We start from the raw sequence: 19,293 nt of genomic DNA, 5'->3' as shown, positions 1-19,293 counted from the left end.
GAAAAATGGACTATTCATTACTCATTCAATATGGAATTATTGCCGTTTTAGTGGTAGGTGCATGCTACCGACTATACAAGGTTTTTGCAAGTAAATTTTCGTCTAAAAAAGACAAAAACAAACCAGGTTGCGAAAGCAGTTGCTGTTCGTAGCCAATCCTTAAAAGCAATAGGGAACATCTAGTGATCGAAACAAAAAAGTTCACTAATTTTGCAGAGACTAACTCAAGAATAAAACGGAATCAATATGTCCTTAATAAAAAGTATTTCAGGAATTCGAGGCACCATTGGAGGGCCTGTAAATGAAAACCTTACCCCATTAGATGTGGTGAAATTCACCTCTGCCTATGGAACTTGGCTTCAAAACTCAAACCAAAAACGAAACCTTAAAATCGTAGTGGGGAGAGATGCAAGAATTTCAGGATCGATGGTTAGCTCTCTTGTGAGTGCGACTTTGCAAGGCCTTGGAATTGATGTGATCGATTTAGGACTTTCCACAACGCCCACAGTCGAGATGATGGTTCCAGAGCTAAAAGCAGACGGGGGTATTATCCTCACAGCTTCTCACAATCCAAAACAATGGAATGCTCTAAAACTTCTGAACGAAAAAGGAGAATTCATTAGCGGAGAAAATGGAACAGAACTCCTTCAAATTGCAGAAAACGAGGCTTTCGATTACGCTGAGGTAGATGAGCTTGGAGGATATGAAACCTTTGAGGAGGCCATTCAATTGCATATTGATAAAATCCTTGATTTACCACTAGTCAATCAGGAACTTATAAAAGAGAAAAAGTTCAAAGTCGTATTGGATGCTGTAAACTCCACAGGAGGAATCTCCATGGTTCCACTTTTAGAGCAATTAGGCTGTACGGTCGTACCGCTCTATTGTGAACCCACAGGTGATTTCCCTCACAATCCAGAACCGCTAAAAGAGCACCTTACAGACATTTGCGAACTCGTGAAAACCGAAAAAGCAGATTTAGGACTCGTAGTCGATCCAGATGTCGATCGTCTCGCCATTATTGACGAGAAGGGAGAGATGTTTGGAGAAGAATACACTCTTGTGGCTGTCGCCGATTATTTACTAAAGCACAAACCAGGTGCCGCGATATCAAACCTTTCTTCTAGTCGCGCACTACGCGATATCGCCCACAGACATCAATCCACTTATTTTGCAAGTGCGGTAGGGGAAGTGAATGTGGTCACGTTAATGAAAGAAAAAAACGCCGTGATTGGAGGAGAAGGAAATGGAGGGATTATTTACCCAGAGTTGCATTACGGTCGGGACTCCCTAGTGGGAACTGCCCTGTTTTTAACCCATCTTGCAGAATCAGAAATCTCAGTCTCTGAACTTCGCGCCTCTTACCCTGCCTATTTTATGGGAAAAAAGAAAATGCAGCTTACACCGGAGATTAACGTAGATCAGTTGCTTGAGCGTGTAGAAAACGCCTTTGAGGGAGAGGAGATTAGCACTATTGATGGAGTGAAAATTGATTTTGAAGATTCCTGGGCACACCTTCGCAAGTCAAACACAGAGCCTATTATTCGGATCTATACCGAGGCGGCAAGCCAAGGGAAAGCAGACGAACTTGCAGACCGTATGATTGAGAAGATAAAGGCCCTAATTTAGGCCTGATATTTGCTATTTTAGCCTTGTATAATTTAAATGTTCTATCGAAGTTATGAAGCCACATTTGCAACATCGATACAACTTGAGAAAAGCTATTGGAAGAATTTTTTGAAAACGAACTGGCAAAACGGTTCGAAGAAATGGTAGAAAACAAAGATCAAGTTTACTTCGACACGGAAGAACTTGACGAAATCATTGTTTACTACCTTGAGCTAGGAGATATTTCCTTTGCTGAAAAAGCGGTGAATTTTGCTCTCAAACTTCACCCCAACTCCATTGAGATTAAAACCAAGCAATTGGAAGTCTTGTTGGAGCTAGAAAACTATGTGCAGGCTCGTCCCATCATTGACGATTTACGTGCCACCTGTATGGAAAACACAGACTATTTAGTTTGTTGTGCGAAGTACTTTTCCAACCTAGGAAACCCTCGCAAATCAATTGAGTATTGTATTCTCGCCCTTGCCTTAGGAGAAGAGGAGAATTTCCTTCACAATTTTATCGCAGATGAATTTGTGAATTTAGGAGATCCTTCCAAAGCCCTAAAGCATTACCGCGAAGCACTCAAAGCCGACCCTACAGACGATTATTCTTTAGAAAATACGATGCAATGCTTCGTCGAATTAAAGAAGTATGAGGAGGCCACTTCTTTCATCAACGAGTATTTAGATGAATTTGCTTTCTCTGAAATCGCATGGTTTGAGTACGGCCAATTTTACTTCAATCGAAAAAACTACCACGAAGCAATTAAAGGCTTTGATTACCTGCTTGCAATTAACAGCTCCTCTATTGGCGTATACGCTAACAAAGCGGCTTGTTACGAAGCACTAGGTGACTATTTAAAAGCCATTGAAGTATACGAGGAAATGCTCGAACTTGAGTATACGAAAGCCTATACTTATTATAAAATTGGACTTTGCTACAAAGCGCAGAAGTTCCATGTGAACGCTTTAACTTACTTTCAAAAGTCCCTTATTGAAGACCCTCAGTTCTACATGTCCATGATTGAACTTAGTGAACTTTATGAGGAAATGGGATCGAAAAAAGAAGCGCTTCATTTTGCAATCGAAGCGGCTGCTTTAAACGGCACGAATCTTAGCCTTCAAAAGAAACTAGCCTTTTTGTACATCGATTCGGGTCAGTTTGAAGATAGTTTAGAATGTTTGGAACTATTGGTTGAGAAAGAACCCAATAAATTCTACAACTGGTACGCCTACACGGAAGTACTAATGCTACTATCGGAATACGACAAAGCGATTCGCGTTTTGACTAAGGCCATCAGCCTTCATCAGCATGCAGAATTGTATTATCAGATTTCGAACTGTTTCTTCAACCTGGAACAGCAAGACAGAGCAATGGAAGCTCTAGAGATTGCGATTGTACTCGATCCTTCTCTGGTGCCTGATATGCAAAAAAGATATCCCTACATCAAGGATGTGGTGAAAAAAGTAAAAACAAAGAAAAAATAGGATTGATCCTAAAAATAGAAGTAGCGGCCCTTTCTTAAGAGGGCCGTTTCTCGTGACCAGCCTTTTTTACGCTCCCTAGCTTGCTCTTTTGTTCAGAACGTAGAAACAGTAGTCCTGCAATGATCACAAGGGCTCCAACTAGCTGGAAAACACTCAAGGTCTCTCCGTCAAGAACACCCCATCCAATGGCTACTATAGGCATAAGAAGAGTCACGGTCGAGGTAAAAAGAGCACTGGATACACTGAGCAGTCGATAGTTTAACATCATCGCGAGTCCGGTGCCAAACACCGCAAGAAGTCCCACGTACATTAGTCCTGTCCAGTTCTCCTGAGTCGAGTGAAAATCTTGGAAAAAACCTGAAAATCCTAAAGATATCAGGGACGGGAAAAACAAAACAATCCCAAACACATAGGCAGAAAGCAATTTGGGCTCAACGTCTCCCAAATGGGCTTTCACGGTCAAACCGTTGATCGCATAAAGTACAGTGGCCAGAAGCAGAAGCAAAATAGGAACTATTTTCAGAGCGCCTGATTCTGCACCACCTAATGTGAGCACAATTACTCCAATAAAGCTAATCATTGTTCCCAGAATTTGCGTTCGTGTTGTACTCGTACTCCAGAACAAAGCCCCTAGAATGATGACAAAGATGGGCACCATAGAATTAATAATCCCAGCAATGCTACTACTAATTTGGGTTTCTGCCATCGGAAATAGATACATGGGTAAAAAATTACCACATGCAGCAGCCACAATCAAATATTTTAAGTGCTTCTTAGGAAACTTTTTAAGGTTCATTAATGCGTATGGAAGCAGGAGAAGGGACGCAATGATAATGCGTAAACTTCCAACCTCATAGGGTGTGTAGTAGAGAAGTGATTTCTTGATTAAGATAAAGGACGATCCCCAAATCAAAGTAAGTAGGACAAGAAGGATCCACTTCTCGTTAGGGCGGCTCGATTGCATTCGTTAAAAGCTCAATATTAAGGGTAATTCGAATCGGTAAGCCACAGGCTGGTTGTCCAAAACTGCTGGAGCAAACTGTCCAGGAAGTAAATAAAATGCGATTTGAGCCTGCCGGTTAAGACTTAAGTCTTCCCCTTTCGCCTCAACCCGACTTATGCGCCCATCTGGGTTCACCACAAAGCTAACTTGCGCCTGATAGGGCTCTGCTAAAGGTTTTACAGAATCAAAGTAAAACAGATTTGTGACTTCCTTGCGGAGTCCTTGCATACCATTTGAATAGGTAGGAGGGAGAAGTCCTTTCGGACTGTTCTGAGCAGAATAGAGTGGATTATTTACAGAAGTTGAAGAGGTCAACTCTGCTAAATCTTCCTCATTTTTCACTTGGATTAAAGCGCCCACATAGGCCGTATTCACATGCTCTTGGAAATCCACAATGAGTGAATTCCACTGGTTTTCGAGTATACCTTTTACTTCTGAAGAAGCGCGTCTATACTCCATTTGGTATTTGTATTGAAGCATTTGCTGCTCATAGTCCACTTGGGACTTAATCGCCTTAAAGGCTTCATTTTGTTGTGCGAATCCTCTTGCAGAGAACAAGACAAAGACCACAACCCATATATTCTTCATAACGAATCACCATTATACTATCCAAAATAAAAGACGCAATTCAAATCTCACTTCTAACAAGGGGATCGAATCTAAAAAAGAAACTAAATTGTTATCTTAACAACTGATCAAATGTATTCCCTTGCTTAATATCACCTGAGTTGTAGCCTTTTAGAAACCACTCTTTTCTTTGTGCGGAACTACCGTGCGTAAAGCTTTCTTGGTTTACATAGCCCTGGGAACGATTCATGATATTATCATCACCCACGGCTTCTGCTGCACTAATTGCCGCATCAATATCTCCGGGCTCTAAAAACTGTTCTCTTTGGTTGCTATACTTGGACCATAAGCCCGCATAAAAATCAGCTTGAAGCTCGGTTGCAACTGAAACTCGGTTCATCTCCGCCTGAGAATAATTTCCACTTCTTCTTAATTCTTCGGTCTTTCCAAGTGTTCCTAACAAATTCTGCACGTGATGTCCCATCTCGTGAGCAAGGACATAAGCCACTGAAAATTCCGTTACTTTTGCTCCAAATCGACTTTCTAATTCATTAAAGAAACTAAGGTCCATGTACACAGCTTGATCGACTGGACAATAAAACGGTCCCATAGCGGCCTGAGCTGTCCCACAACCTGACTGGGTTACGTCGGTAAACAAAACCACCTTCGCGGGTTGGTATTGCATCCCATTTTCCTGAAATATCGTACTCCAAGTTCGTTCGTTTTCAAACGTAAGCATTTCAATGAACTCCCCAACATGCTTTTCTTCTTGTGTAAGTTCGCGCTGTTCCGTTTGCGCGGTGGGATTACCCGACCCCGTCGCTAGAATAGCCGATGGGTCTCCCCCAAGAAAGAAAACGACAGCCGCGATAATTAAACTTACGAGTCCTCCGCCCAAAAGGCCACCTCCGACTCCTCTGCCTCTACGGTCCTCTACGTTACCACTTCGATTTTGCGTCCATTTCATATGATGTTTCTTTTAAAATTAAAACCAGAGTGCATTTGAAAACTAAATTTACAAAATTAAAGTATATGCGCCTCAATTTTCTACGTTGTGAACATTCTTACAAATCGTATACCGTTCGAACCCCCAACCTTTCGTTTTCTAGTCTCTTTACTTTAACTTTCTTTTAAAGTCAATCATTTTTAAGGCGGTTACTCCCGATTCAATTCCTTTGTTTCCGTGAATTCCCCCACTACGAGCAATCGATTGCTCTTTCGTATCGTCCGTGAGTACACAAAAGATGGTAGGAACATCCGTTAGAACATTGCAATCCTTAATGCCTTGTGAAACAGAAGAGCATACATAGTCGAAGTGAGAGGTTTCCCCTCGGATAACGCAGCCAATGCCAATAATAGCATCGTATTTTCCACTCTTTGCAAGTTGCATACTTCCATAGGTTAATTCAAAGGCTCCCGGTACATAAAAGACCTCCACTTTTTCTTTGGGAACTCCTTCTTTTGTGAGCACTTCAATTGCCCCGTCACGAAGCGGAAAAGTAATAAAATCGTTCCACTCAGAAACTACGATGCCGATGGAAAAATCATCGGCATCTGAAATTGCGAGTGGCTTGTAATTCGAAAGATCTACCGTAGCCATAAGTTGTATTTTTATTTATTTTTCACCATCTCAATATAGCCATCCGACAATCCATTGTCGTATTCCTTATATTTTTTATCGATGGTCTCAAATGCTGTCTTTGCGTCTTGCGTTTTGTTAAGAGCAAGAGCTAAGATTCCTTTTTTTCTTGTAAAGTAATAGGTTGTGTAAGGATCGTCAGAAGCGTTAGCCGCCTTTCCTAAAAGTGAAAGCGATTCGTCTGCTTTGTTAAGGTTAGAGGCCGCATCTGCCATGGCACCGTATTTAAGAGCCATGAGTACTTTATTGCCTGAAGAGAACTGATCTAATAGATCGTAAGCCTCTTGAAATTTTCCCTCTTTGAATTTTAGAAGTCCGGCATTGTATCCCGCTAAACTACCTGCATCGGTATTGCCATAATTCTTATAAGTTCCAAGAAAACCTGGATTTGCAGCAGACTTTCCTCCTAAGGCTTCCACTGTTTTGCCTTCAGCAAGGTTCCCCATTGCAGAAAGATAACTCTTGGTTGCTTCCTCATTTTTTGGCACAATGACAAACTGTTGGTATGCAAAGTATCCTAAGACTCCCAAAACTAGGACTCCAAACACAATGGAGAGTACTTTTGAATTCTTTTCTAAAAAGCGTTCGGTTTGTAATGCTTCACGATCTAGGTCTTTAAAAAACTCAACCGTTTCTTTTCCTTCCGTATTCTTCTTATTTGTACGTTTTGTATTTGCCATAATATAATTAGTGAGCTGCAAATTTAATTGTTTCCTAGTGATTTACAAAATTCTAATGAGAAATAATAATTTCCTTGAAAATGCGCCTCGGCTCTTTACCGAAAGCACCCAACTGCAATTTAATCATATTCCAGTATAGAATGATGTTCGGCCTGAAAAGATTCTAATTTATCTTCCGCACCGAGACCCCTTAATTTAATCAAAAAGCTGAACTGGGACACCTTCGCTCCTTGCTTCTCCACGAGCCTGCCGGCTGCCTGAGTCGTTCCTCCTGTAGCGAGTAGGTCGTCATGAATTAAGACTCTCATTCCTGGCTTAAGCTGCCCCTCACGCATCTCAATCTCAGAGGATCCGTATTCTAGATCGTACTTCTCTGAAACAAACGGCGGAGGAAGTTTGCCTTTCTTTCGAATGAGGATAAATGGCACTTCTAGCTTCACAGCAATTGCAATCCCAAACAAATACCCTCGGCTTTCAATTCCACATACTGCATCGATTTTCCCCTTACTAAACTGGGCCAACTCCTCGATCACAGCTTCGTATAGTTTGGGATCCAAAAAGATCGGTGTGATGTCCTTAAATTGAATTCCCTTCTTCGGAAAATCAGGTATATTTTCTATGGTCTGCTCTAAGGCTTTTTTTAATTCTAAACCGGTCATATTTTTAAGGTATAATCGTGTAACTATTAATTTTCCATTGTCCATCCACTTGGCGAAGCCCGAAGCTCACTTGCAGTGCAGTGGTATTACCCGCTTTGTCTGTCACGTCGTAGGTGGCATTTACGGAGGCATTGTTCCCCGTATTGGATACACTCGAAATGTTCTTTACGTGAATGGATTTGAATCCTCCAAATCCTGTGTTAGGATTGGAAAACGACTCAAAAGAACCCCAACTTGGATTCGACGAGACTTCATACGCCCCTCTTAAATTCTGCGTCCCTACTTGGTTCAAAAATCGAGTGACGGTCGTCTTGGGATCGACCGTAGAACCTGCCCCCTCATTCTGTCCAAGTGTACCCTCCTGATCTAAAGAGGAAGATCCTCCAAGGGAATCCACAGCCGTAGTTGCTGCAGCTGGCGCTCTTAAAGCATTTGGATTAACTAGTACACCCACTTTTGACATTTTAAAACTATTGCTTGTGGTTTTCACTGTGATCTGAATATCAATCTTATTTCCTACTACCTTCTCACTAGGTAAAGTATTAAAATGAATGGTAAATCCTTTGAACTCATTGTCAAGCATAAGGTTTTTCGAAGTACTTAAACGACTTCCTCCACTTGAAACAACAAGTACCGTTTCTAGGGCGGCTCCTGAAAACTCTATGGGACGTCCACTTGAGTCTACCAGACGAGGAATCACTTGAAGTGCTTTAGGTCCTAAAACCGAGTCCTTCTGAATCTCAATGGTTGTGATTTCAAGTCCCTTGGCTTTAATATCGTTTGGATCAAACTCAGTAGGTTCCACCGAGCCAAAAATATTCATTTCTCCTAGAGACGGAGGGCCGGTACTGCTCCAGGCGATGTCATTGGCCTGAGCCACTTGATCTGCCATGGCTAGGATCGCAGGCACTTTTAATCCATTAATCTTCTTTCCTAAGGCATCCAACTTCTGAATGTCATTTTGACCTTCCACTCCGAAAGTCTTCAAAATATACAGGGCTTCGTTAAACTTTACTTGCTCCAAGGTGGAGAGTTTGGAGGTCATATCGTTAATGCTGCTTCGAAAACTCTGTGTTGTCGTGGCATCTACGGACTCCTTCTTGCACCCAGAAAGTACTAGCAAACTGAAAATCAAAAGATAATATATTTTTTTCATAGAGCGTATTTTATACAAAAATAAAAAAATCCCGGCAATAAGCCGGGATTAATATGTTAAGTATGATTTCCGATTAGAACGGGTACTCGTAAATCTTGGATTCGTGTACGAAAGGGTTTCCTTCTGGAATCAATTTCAATTTTGCTAGTTGACTCATTACAGCAAAGATGAAAAGTCCAACAAAGAAAACAACAGCTCCTACAACGCTAAGCAGTACAGCCGCATTCTTCCAATAAGGACCTACCGTTCCCGGCATCACCATATTGAAATAATCCATGATGTGTCCTACAACCACTAGTGCAGCAATAGCCGTCACTACTTTATACTTTCTTTTGATTCCCGATCCTACAAGCACTAGTAAAGGCACTAGGAAGTTTAGAATTAGCATTGGAAAGAATGTTTCTTTATAGTGTTCAAAACGACCAAAGAAATAATTTACTTCTTCCGGTACGTTCGCATACCAATAAAGCATAAACTGACAGAACCATGTATAGGTCCAAAGCATACTTGAAGCAAATAGGAATTTTCCTAAGTCATGCAAATGGTTATCGTTGAATTCAGGTAAAAATCCTTTTTTCTTAAGGTAAACACTTACAAGAATAATAAGCGCAATTGCAGTGGCTAAACCACTTACCATTGCGTACCATACGTACATAGTGGAATACCAGTGAGGGTCAATAGACATTAACCAATCCCAAGCCCAACCTACAGAAGCAAAACCAAAGAATACGATATAACCTACGTTCCAACGGTAAAGCATTTGATAATCTGTTCTTGATTTCGTTTGGTCTACTTTTTTCGACATGCTTCTTAATTTCCATGCAAAGAAAGTTCCTACAACGACATAAAGAACGGTTCTAATGGCATACCAAGGCACATTTAAAAACTTCTTTTTCTCGTATAAGATGGAATCAAAATGAGCAGAATTCGGATCGGTCAAAGAAGGATCCATCCAGTGGAACAAATGGCCAATATGAGAAACATTAAGAATCATAATAAGAATAAGAAAAGCTCCTACCCACGGAATAAAAGAAGCCACGGCTTCCATCACACGTGTCACGATAATGGACCATCCTGCATGGGATACATGCTGAATTGAATAGAAAAACAAAGCACAACATGAGGCTGCAAAAAACAAGACTGCGACCAAATGAAGCGAGGCTAAAGGCTGATTTGCCACTTGCATCATTGCATGTTCTAAGTGGGCTTCGTGATCTTGTGGACCTACTAGCTCACTTGAATGCGAAGGTGCATCTTGACCTGCCGCAAGCACATTCTCCATCATATGCTCGACTACTCCACTGTCATAGCTTTTGTTAATAAAATACCCCGCAGCAAACAAAACCAGTCCCGCGACGATAAGAATGATAGAAGTTAATCTTAATTTTGGTGAAAAACTATACATTTTCTTTCTTTTTATTAATTGGTTGCGGTGGAATCTACAGTTGCCGGCGTTGCCGCTGTCGTAGACATTCCTCCTTTAAATGCATTCATTACATACATTGAAACTCTCCATCGGTCGCCCGGCATCAATTGTCCTGCAAAAGATCCCATTGCATTTCGACCGTGCGTAAGCACATAATGTACAGAACCTACTGTGATTTCACGGTCCTTATAGTTAGGAACCCCTGAATATGCACCACTCTCTACAATCGATCCTTGTCCGTCTCCATTGACTCCGTGACAAGCGGCGCAAGTTCTATCAAAAAGGACTTTCCCTCTTTCAATATCTTTCTGAGCATTCGCTGGATCAAGAGGAGATACGGTTACTGATTTGGAAGCATCGTACCTTGCATTGTACTCATCTACATTTTTTGGAAGAAGTTCTTCTTCAAAAACACCGTCTTTATTCTGAGCAACCGTTCCTTCTACTACGGTTAGCCCTGTGGCACCGTTTGCAAACGCAGGAATTTCATTTTCATGATCCGAGTACGGATCTTCTGCCTTTTGAAGTGGATCATAAGCCACTGGGAAATACATATCCGGGAAGTATACCATGGGTGGATTGCCTTTTCCACAAGAGCTCAATAGTAAACTTGTAAAAGCAATCGCTGCCGTAGCTTTGAATATTGTTTTTTTCATACTAAGCATCTTTAACTGTAATTTCTTCAGCTCCAGTTTCAATTAGAAGCTGTTTAATTCTTTCAACATCTCCACCAACAAATTCCATTAAGAATTTATCGTCTGTGGTTCTTGGATCTGGATTCTGCGGTTTCGCACCTGGGTACATTTTGTTTCTAACTAAGAACGTTAGAGACATCATGTGCGCAGAGCAGAAGACCATTAATTCAAACATTGGAACTACAAACGCTGGCATTTGATGCCACCAAGACATAGCAGGTTTCCCACCGATGTTCATTGGCCAGTCATAGTTCATGGTATACCAGGTCACAAGGGCACCAACAAGGACTCCATACAAAGCGTAAATAAACGCTGCATCCGAAATTCTAGTCTTCTTAAGTCCAAGTGCCTTATCCAAACCATGGACAGGGAATGGGGTATAGACCTCATTAATTTCAATTCCTTTCTCTTTACATGCTTTGACGCCGTCCATTAAATCGTCATCATCCGCATAAAGACCGTAAATTATTTTAGTGGTGCTCATCTCCTTCTTTTGCTTTATAAGTTTCACCTGACATTTTCAAAATCGTTTTCAATTCCGCTTGTGCAATCACCGGGAAGGTTCTTGCATACAATAAGAAGAGTACTCCAAAGAATCCGATGGTTCCTAAATACACACCCACATCAATGATGGTCGGCTTAAACATGGTCCAAGCACTTGGTAAATAGTCTCTCGATAAGTTAATTACAATAATATCGAAACGTTCAAACCACATTCCTATGTTAATGATTAGTGCGACAAAGAATGTCCACATGATGTTTGTTCTTAGTTTCTTGAACCAGAATGAAGCCGGTACCACTAAGTTACAAATAATCAGTGCCCAGAATGCCCACCAGTAAGGACCTGTTGCAGCTCCTGGACTTAAGTATACGAAATCTTCATATCTACTTCCAGAATACCAAGCGATAAAGTACTCAACTGCATAAGCCACGGTTACCATTCCTCCAGTTACGATAATTACGATGTTCATAATCTCGATATGGTAGATAGTAATGTAATCTTCAAGCTGGCAAACTTTTCTTGCAACTAATAGTAGCGTTTGCACCATTGCAAATCCTGAGAAGATAGCCCCAGCTACGAAGTAAGGTGGATAAATAGTGGAGTGCCATCCTTTAATCACCGAAGTGGCAAAGTCAAAGGATACGGTAGTATGCACAGAGAATACAAGTGGGGTTGCAAGTCCTGCAAGAACCAAAGAAAGCTCTTCGAATCGTTGCCAGTGTTTTGCTTTCCCACCCCATCCAAAGGATAAGAAGGTATAAATCTTTTTCGTCCAAGGTGTTTTTGCGCGGTCACGGATCATGGCAAAGTCAGGGATTAAACCCATAAACCAGAATACCGAAGAAACCGAGAAATATGTGGAAATCGCGAATACGTCCCAAAGCAGCGGTGAGTTAAAGTTCGTCCATAAAGACCCGTACTGGTTTGGAATAGGGAATACCCAGTATCCAACCCAAACTCTACCCATGTGAATTACCGGGAAGATCGCAGCTTGAACAACAGCAAAAATAGTCATCGCCTCTGCAGAACGGTTCACTGACATTCTCCAGCGTTGTCTAAATAGCAAGAGTACTGCTGAGATTAACGTTCCGGCGTGACCAATACCAACCCACCATACAAAGTTGGTAATATCCCAACCCCAGTTAATGGTTCTATTTAGTCCCCACGCTCCAATACCGGTTCCGATAGTGTAAGCGATGCAACCGAATCCGTATACGAAAAGTACCAATGCTGAATAGAATGCAATCCACCATAGCTTTCCAGCTCTTTCCTCAATAGGTCGTGCGATATCTTCTGTGATATCGTGATAAGTTTTGTGACCAATAATTAAAGGTTCCCTGATCGGGGCTTCGTAATGTGACATTTTTTACCTTATTATTATTTAAACTTTGTTTTCTTTTCTGTTTCTCACCTTCGTGTGATAGAATACGTTCGGTTTCGTTCCGATCTCTTCTAAAAGGGTATAACGTCTATTGTCTGTAAATAGCTCTCTTACTTTAGACTTCTTGTCGTTCATATCCCCAAACTGCATCGCTCCAGTTCCACAAGCTTTAGAACAAGCGGTTTGGAATTCGCCGTCTTCTATACGTCTTCCTTCTTTCTTCGCTTCTAAAATTGTAGTTTGCGTCATTTGGATACACATTGAACATTTTTCCATTACCCCTCTTGTTCTTACAACCACATCTGGGTTAAGAACCATTCTTCCAAGGTCATTGTTCATGTTGTAGTCAAACTTATCATTCTGGGCATAGTTGAACCAGTTGAAACGTCTTACTTTGTATGGACAGTTGTTTGCACAATATCTTGTTCCTACACAACGGTTGTATGCCATTTGGTTCTGACCTTGCTTCCCGTGAGAAGTGGCCGCCACTGGACAAACTGTTTCACACGGTGCGTGGTTACAGTGCTGACACATTACCGGTTGGAAAATCACATCTGGATTCTCAGCCGGATCAATAAGAATGTCATAGACTTGCGGTACGTTCAGTCCTCTGTCTACTTGTTGCTTAGGAGTGATTTTTTCTCTTGCAGAATAGTAACGGTCAATTCGAAGCCAGTACATGTCTCTTGACATTCTGATTTCTTCTTTTCCTACAACCGGAACGTTGTTCTCTGCTTGACATGCAATAATACATGCTCCACAACCTGTACAAGAGTTCAAATCCACAGATAGGTTGAAGTGAGGACCGTCCGTGTCATCAAACTCATCCCATAAAGTAATCTTACCTGCTGGAGTTGATTCCGTTAAGGTATGGTACTCTAATGGCTTGTTCCACCCATTAATTTTATCATCAAATGCAACGTTGAGGAACGACTCTAAAGGCACTTCACGTGCAATGTCATAACGTCCCATTAGCGTATTTTGAAGCTGCATTCCTGCAAACTCATGCATTCCTTTTACTTTTTCTAGCTTCACATTTGAAACCACTCTGCTTTTACCATCAAAAAGAGGATAGGCATTGATTCCTGTTTCTGCTACTTTTCCAGAGCCCGTTTTACCGTATCCTAAGGCTAGACCCATAGAACCCTCTGCTTGTCCTGGTTGAACAAAGACAGGTACATTTTCTAGAGTTACATCTCCCACTTTCACGTTTACACGAGAACCGTCAAGCTGCATTCTTCCGTTCAGATCGTTATCGAACTCTAAACGTTCAGCATCTTTAGGAGAAACCGTTAGGTAGTTATCCCAAGAGATTCTTGTAACAGGATCAGGTAATTCTTGAAGCCAAGGGTTGTTTCCTTGCGTACCGTCTCCGACAGCCACGGCTGTATAAAGCGCAAGTTCGATATCCGAAGCTTTGAACGATTGGAGTTCTGAAATGGCACCTTGTGCATTTCCTCCCGCATAAGCTAAGGTAGGACCGAATTCTACTTCGTTAAATCCACCGTAAAGCGCTTTGTTGAAAGTTTTACCTCCTAAAAGAGTTAAGGCATTTGCCTTTAAGTAATTGTAGTAGCTATTGTTTTCGCTTCCTTTTCCATTAATCCAAACTAAAAGTGATTCTTCAATCTGTCTTGGTTTGTAGATTTTAGAAATGGTAGGTTGCATAAGCGAGTAGGCACCCGTTTGAGGCGTTAAATCTCCCCAAGATTCTAACCAGTGTGTCGGTGGAATCACTACTTTCGCTGCCTTGTAAATTTCATTTTTCTTATCAACAACTGCAATGATATTAGGTACTCTTGCAATTGCATTCTTGAAGGCCTCTGCTTTGTTCGAAGAATAAAGTGGGTTCACATTGTTTACAATCAGTGTTCCTACTTCTCCGTTCGCTAACCATGTTAAGAATTCTTCGTAACGAGCCGTATCGTACTCTTTCAATAAGTTCGCTTTTCCTGTAAAGGCAACCGAACCTAATTTTTGGTTAATCAAGTGAGCTAGTACATAAGCTCCTTTGCTTCCGTCCGCAAAAACAACTGCTTTGCTTCCTTTAGCCTGTAGTTCTTTTGCGATCTTCGCCGCATCCCCTGAGGCAGAACTTCCATTAAGTGCGTTGTAAACATCCACTAACACTTTGTAAACCGAACTTGGTTTTAAACGAATTCTTTCATCCGCGTTGGCTCCTGTTAGGGACATGTTAGACTCTACTTGAATGTGTCTCAACATATTTGCGCCCGGCTTTTTCGCAGTCGCATAAGAGGACTCTAAACTTCCTCCGTTATAATCTTCTAAGAAATCTGCTTGGAAAGACACGACAAGTTCGGTTGTACTTAGATCGTACACCGGTAGATGTCTTTGGCCAAATACTTCTTGCGCTGCATCTAAGGCAGAAGCGTGAGGTAGTGCATCGTAGGTTACCAATTCAGCCGTTGGATACTTCACTTTAAACTCATCTACCAACTTTTTAAAGGTTGGAGAAGGGTAAGAGTGAGAAAGCAAGACGATTCTCTTCCCGATACTTGTACTTTGGGTTAGAGCATTAAGAACGTAATCATCTACTGCGTCATACGTTTCATCTTTCCCGTCTAGTTTCGGTTGTTTTACTTTGTCGTTATCGTAAAGGGAAAGAACACCCGCTTGAACTCTAGCGCTGGTTTTACCCAATTCCTTTGCTATCGCATTCGGTTCAATTTTAATCGGTCGTCCTTCTCTTGTTTTTACCAGAACACTCGCGAAATCCGATCCATCAAAATAGGAAGTCGCGTAGTAATTAGGAACCCCGGGAATAATATCGTGGGGCTTAACCACATAAGGAATCGTTTTTAAGACAGGGGCCTCACAAGCTGCGAGGGTCACTGCTGCCGTAGAGAATCCTAATAATTTAAGGAAATCTCTTCTGGACGTTCCTGAACTATCATCCGACTTACCCAAAATTTCATCTACAGGAATTTCATCCTGAAACTCTTTCTGAGCCAACTTATGGTTTAAAGTTGGGTCCTTTAGTTCATGAATACTTCTGAATTGTATTTTATTTGAAGCCATTTATACTTCTAATTTAACGTTATTAATAATGACATTTTCCACACTCAAGACCCCCAATAGCATCTACGGTAATCTTACCTTCTTTCTTCGGATATTGTTTTTTCAACTTATCGTGAAGATTGGCGAAATATTCTTTGTTATAGCCGTTGTCCATATCCACTTCCGTCGTTCTATGGCATTCAATACACCAACCCATGGTGAAATCATTTGCCATCGCTACGACGTTCATGGTATCCACCTGTCCGTGACAAGCTTTACACACGACATCAATTTGATCGTCTGGATTCTTTTTGTTGTGGGAACTGATAATCGTCTTCTCACCTGCCACTACGTGCTGTGCGTGATTAAAGTATACGAAATCAGGCATATTGTGAATACGTACCCACTCCACTGGCTTCTCCTCGTTTTTGTACGATTGGCTTCCTGGATCCCATCCTGTTGCAGCATAGATTTTTTGAATCTCACCGTCATAGAACGCTTTGTCTTTCCCTGGTTCCATATACGTTCCTGTGTATTCAGAAATATTACGGTGACAGTTCATACAAACATTCATGGAAGGAATCTCTGATACTTTCCCGTATTTCGCGGAAGAGTGACACAATTGACAGTCAATTTTGTTTTCTCCAGCGTGAATCTTGTGTGAGAAATGGATCGGTTGCTCTGGCTGATAGCCTTTGTAAACCCCGATGCCCATTAGTGCATTCCATACTCCGTAGAAGGCTAGCAAGGCCAGTAGACCCATCGCGATCTTACCTACGTAGCTATACTTCTCGTAGAGACCACCAAAGGTATATGCATTCGCTTTATTAAGCTCTGCAAGCTCTTCGGTTTGGCTAAGTTTCACAAGCTGTCTAAGCTTTAATAACAACCAAACAAGAAGCCCTACAATAGCGATTAGGGAAATTAATAGAATTTTTGAATTTTCACTTTGTTTCTTGGCTTCGTTCAAAAGCGCTAGTGAATTTTCATCCGAAGCTCCGGCTGCTGCATCGGCTGCAGGTTCTGGTGCCGGTGGATTGGAAGTGTACGCAAGAATGTCATCTATATCCTGATCCGAAAGATTCGGAAAGGGAAGCATGACAACCTTATTATGCTCCTCAAAGGTCTTATTTGCATAAGCATCTCCTGAATTACGAAGTGCTTCGTTGTCTTTGATCCATTTGTGTAACCAATCTACATCGAGACCTTCGTCCTTCTGCAGTCGCTCTACCACCCCCCCTAAGGCAGGGCCGATCAAATTTTTGTCTAACGTGTGACACGCGGTACAATTGGCTTTAAAAAGTGTTTCGCCATTTTTAGGATCACCGTCCTGTGCGTGGACCGAAGTGGCAGTGGCAAACAATAGACCTATTGCTACCAGACCCCTCTTGTAATGCTTTCTCCAACTAATCATTTAATTAATCTTGGGTTAGTAAAAATTGATGAGTATCCATTCAATTCTGCAAAAGTAAGCTTTTTAACACTACATTAACAACCGAAAAATTTAGAGATTCTGAGAAGCCCATTAATTTGTAACCATTCTAAATAATAGCTTTTGGTATAATTTTTATTTATAGTAAATTTGCCCAAATTACCTTTGATGAAAACCAATTTACTCTATACCCTATTCTTTTTTGCCCTTAACCTTGGACTGGTTAAGAGCCAAATCGTAACCAAGACAGACACTTTGCAAGGCACAACTCTTACGCTATCAATGGACAAGCGTATTAGTGAAACGATGGCAAAAATGGAAGAAAAATGTACGCGTCCCTCTCAGATGCCAGAGTCTTCAAACGCCCCGGACATAAGAGATTCGAGAGGTTCTTCCAATTCCTCTAGACCCTTATCACGTGCAGAAATCTGTCGTCAAAACCCAAGAATTCTAGGGTATAAAATTCAAATTGCGGTGGCAAAAAGCAATCAAGAAGCCAATGAAATCAAATCGTTTTTCCGAAATCGCTTCCCAAACATTAAAGTAGAGACCGATGCGTCTTTGCGACCGAACTACCGTATTTTAGTTGGGAGTTACGTTTCGAAACAAACAGCAAGCTCGGATTTAAATCGCATTAGAGGTCAATTTAAATCTGCCCGCGCGGTTCAATACCGAGTCTTTTGCGTAGAGGCAAAATAAATCTTACTTGATTTCTATAGCGTAATTCTACCTGTAATAAAGGTTTAAAAAATCAAAGAATTCTTGAATTCTGAAGGCATTGTTAAGCGCTAAGTACAAAGTCATAAGAATAAGTGTAATGACCAAACTGGTAAGTACTTTGGTTTGCGTTCGGTAGGCATAGAATAGCCAGCCTAAGACTAAGGGATACACCATCACAAAATGCCCTCCATAAATGTAGGAAGTATGCAATCCGAACTTAAGAACGCAGTGAATAAGGAAGTCGAAAAGAAAAAGGAAAAAAAGAATTTGAACCATTTTGTTTTTCCTGTTTTTTATCCAAGACCATATCAGCAAGCTAAAAAGCACTCCCACAAATAGATACGGAACCCAACTTGTATATACATCCATAAATAGAGCCTTGTATTCAAAGGCTTTTTTGTTGTGATAATCCCGCGTTATAAATCCTGAAAAAAGAACATTTCCGCCTAAAAACCAAGAAGAAATCATATCCCATAAAGGCGTCACTTTTGGCTTTGAAAACTTTTCATACTGCTCTGTTGTTTTTGACAAAATAAGACCGTAATCAAAATTCATTCGGTACAAAAACAAAAGCACGAACACCCCGACCGCGATGGCCCCTCGGACCACTGCATTTCCAAAAGATTTAAGGGATTTGAAGAGTCCTTTTTCGAAGAGCAGCCCTATGTAGACTTTCGCTGCGTTTGTGACGGTAAGCCCCCCTATGGTCACTGTAAAGACCGTAAGTGCTGCAATCGAAAACTTCCCACCACTCCTTATTTTGCGCGCTGCATAATAATTAAAAAGCGTCAAGAAAAACAGACTATAGGTATAGGTTTCGGGGGTGAAACTCAGAAGGATATTCGTTGCAAATAAGGAAAAGAACACCACTAGCAAACACGACAGAGCTTTTGGCAATTGAATAATCTCTCGTAGATACTTGAAAATTTGTACCAGGGTTAGACTCACCACGAGCACGCTACATCCAGAAAGTACGAATCGAAACGTCGAATCCATCTTTCCTCCCGAAACAAACAAAGCAAGCTCCCGAATCCAATTGAAATAATAATTTGCAAGCGGATGCCTTTCAAATCCACCGCCTGTCATCACAATCGCACGATTGTCAAAACTAAAATAGGCATCCCAAGGAATGCGGTTGTCAAAAACAATTCGATAGTCAAGTGCAATAGGAATCGCTAGAGATGCGTAACCCAGTACAAAAAAACAAAAAACAGCCCATTCCATTCGATTGGAAGGGAAGACCATTTTTAAAACAAAAGAAAGTTTTTCTATTAATTTCAAAGGGGATAGAATAAGCGGTGAAAATACAAATAATCCAAC

18 protein-coding genes are annotated in these 19,293 nt (G+C 41.2%); 4 read left to right on the top strand and 14 right to left on the bottom strand.

Annotated elements, in window-relative coordinates; translation table 11 throughout:
* Positions 1 to 5: 5 nt before the first annotated feature.
* The 3 genes from AC3IRX_RS07730 to AC3IRX_RS07720 all read left to right on the top strand — a co-directional run bounded on the left by AC3IRX_RS07730 (position 6) and on the right by AC3IRX_RS07720 (position 3,095).
* Positions 6 to 152: a hypothetical protein gene (locus AC3IRX_RS07730; protein ID WP_489209452.1), complete on the top strand. Its 147-nt coding sequence runs from the start codon at positions 6 to 8 to the stop codon at positions 150 to 152.
* A 94-nt stretch (positions 153 to 246) separates the two neighbouring features.
* Positions 247 to 1,629, top strand: a complete 1,383-nt coding sequence (glmM, locus tag AC3IRX_RS07725; RefSeq protein WP_489209450.1) for a phosphoglucosamine mutase — start codon at positions 247 to 249, stop codon at positions 1,627 to 1,629.
* A gap of 95 nt (positions 1,630 to 1,724) precedes the next feature.
* On the top strand, positions 1,725 to 3,095 hold the full coding sequence (locus AC3IRX_RS07720) for a tetratricopeptide repeat protein (protein ID WP_489209448.1): 1,371 nt from the start codon (positions 1,725 to 1,727) through the stop codon (positions 3,093 to 3,095).
* A gap of 34 nt (positions 3,096 to 3,129) precedes the next feature.
* On the opposite strand, the gene AC3IRX_RS07715 is transcribed toward AC3IRX_RS07720, so the two are convergent.
* The 13 genes from AC3IRX_RS07715 to AC3IRX_RS07655 all read right to left on the bottom strand — a co-directional run bounded on the left by AC3IRX_RS07715 (position 3,130) and on the right by AC3IRX_RS07655 (position 17,235).
* Positions 3,130 to 4,059, bottom strand: coding sequence for a DMT family transporter (locus tag AC3IRX_RS07715; protein ID WP_489209446.1), 930 nt, complete (start codon positions 4,057 to 4,059; stop codon positions 3,130 to 3,132).
* A gap of 3 nt (positions 4,060 to 4,062) precedes the next feature.
* On the bottom strand, positions 4,063 to 4,686 hold the full coding sequence (locus AC3IRX_RS07710) for an energy transducer TonB (protein ID WP_489209445.1): 624 nt from the start codon (positions 4,684 to 4,686) through the stop codon (positions 4,063 to 4,065).
* Positions 4,687 to 4,777: 91 nt separating this feature from the next.
* Entirely contained in the window at positions 4,778 to 5,632 is an 855-nt protein-coding gene (ypfJ, locus tag AC3IRX_RS07705; RefSeq protein ID WP_489209443.1) for a KPN_02809 family neutral zinc metallopeptidase, read from the bottom strand.
* A 147-nt stretch (positions 5,633 to 5,779) separates the two neighbouring features.
* The gene (gene ribH, locus AC3IRX_RS07700) at positions 5,780 to 6,265 is read right to left on the bottom strand and encodes a 6,7-dimethyl-8-ribityllumazine synthase (RefSeq protein WP_489209441.1); all 486 of its coding nucleotides are present in this window, start codon (positions 6,263 to 6,265) and stop codon (positions 5,780 to 5,782) included.
* An 11-nt stretch (positions 6,266 to 6,276) separates the two neighbouring features.
* Positions 6,277 to 6,984: a YfgM family protein gene (locus AC3IRX_RS07695; RefSeq protein ID WP_489209439.1), complete on the bottom strand. Its 708-nt coding sequence runs from the start codon at positions 6,982 to 6,984 to the stop codon at positions 6,277 to 6,279.
* 119 nt (positions 6,985 to 7,103) lie between these two features.
* Positions 7,104 to 7,643, bottom strand: a complete 540-nt coding sequence (locus tag AC3IRX_RS07690) for an adenine phosphoribosyltransferase (RefSeq protein WP_489209438.1) — start codon at positions 7,641 to 7,643, stop codon at positions 7,104 to 7,106.
* A 4-nt stretch (positions 7,644 to 7,647) separates the two neighbouring features.
* The gene (locus AC3IRX_RS07685) at positions 7,648 to 8,799 is read right to left on the bottom strand and encodes a hypothetical protein (protein ID WP_489209436.1); all 1,152 of its coding nucleotides are present in this window, start codon (positions 8,797 to 8,799) and stop codon (positions 7,648 to 7,650) included.
* Positions 8,800 to 8,872: 73 nt separating this feature from the next.
* Complete coding sequence (locus AC3IRX_RS07680) at positions 8,873 to 10,204, bottom strand: quinol:cytochrome C oxidoreductase (RefSeq protein WP_489209433.1); 1,332 nt, start codon at positions 10,202 to 10,204, stop codon at positions 8,873 to 8,875.
* Between the two features lie 14 nt (positions 10,205 to 10,218).
* Positions 10,219 to 10,890: a c-type cytochrome gene (locus tag AC3IRX_RS07675; RefSeq protein ID WP_489209432.1), complete on the bottom strand. Its 672-nt coding sequence runs from the start codon at positions 10,888 to 10,890 to the stop codon at positions 10,219 to 10,221.
* The gene (locus AC3IRX_RS07670) at positions 10,883 to 11,404 is read right to left on the bottom strand and encodes a DUF3341 domain-containing protein (protein ID WP_459082802.1); all 522 of its coding nucleotides are present in this window, start codon (positions 11,402 to 11,404) and stop codon (positions 10,883 to 10,885) included. Before AC3IRX_RS07670 ends, AC3IRX_RS07675 begins: the two co-directional genes overlap by 8 nt.
* The gene (gene nrfD / locus AC3IRX_RS07665) at positions 11,391 to 12,785 is read right to left on the bottom strand and encodes an NrfD/PsrC family molybdoenzyme membrane anchor subunit (protein WP_459082804.1); all 1,395 of its coding nucleotides are present in this window, start codon (positions 12,783 to 12,785) and stop codon (positions 11,391 to 11,393) included. Before nrfD ends, AC3IRX_RS07670 begins: the two co-directional genes overlap by 14 nt.
* Positions 12,786 to 12,803: 18 nt before the next feature.
* A complete protein-coding gene (locus AC3IRX_RS07660; RefSeq protein WP_489209431.1) occupies positions 12,804 to 15,842 on the bottom strand; it encodes a TAT-variant-translocated molybdopterin oxidoreductase in 3,039 nt (1,012 codons plus the stop codon).
* A gap of 22 nt (positions 15,843 to 15,864) precedes the next feature.
* Entirely contained in the window at positions 15,865 to 17,235 is a 1,371-nt protein-coding gene (locus AC3IRX_RS07655) for a c-type cytochrome (RefSeq protein WP_489209429.1), read from the bottom strand.
* Positions 17,236 to 17,421: 186 nt separating this feature from the next.
* Here AC3IRX_RS07655 and AC3IRX_RS07650 point away from each other — a divergent pair, with 186 nt between their 5' ends.
* Positions 17,422 to 17,952, top strand: coding sequence for an SPOR domain-containing protein (locus tag AC3IRX_RS07650; RefSeq protein WP_489209428.1), 531 nt, complete (start codon positions 17,422 to 17,424; stop codon positions 17,950 to 17,952).
* A 27-nt stretch (positions 17,953 to 17,979) separates the two neighbouring features.
* Here AC3IRX_RS07650 and AC3IRX_RS07645 read toward each other — a convergent pair whose 3' ends face one another.
* Positions 17,980 to 19,254 carry a DUF6080 domain-containing protein gene (locus tag AC3IRX_RS07645; RefSeq protein WP_489209426.1) on the bottom strand — a complete coding sequence of 425 codons (1,275 nt, stop codon included), beginning with the start codon at positions 19,252 to 19,254 and terminating at the stop codon, positions 17,980 to 17,982.
* Positions 19,255 to 19,293: the final 39 nt, after the last annotated feature.

It is taken from the genome of Epilithonimonas sp. KH_059, assembly GCF_057838485.1.
This window is presented reverse-complemented; position numbering and strand designations above follow the sequence as displayed.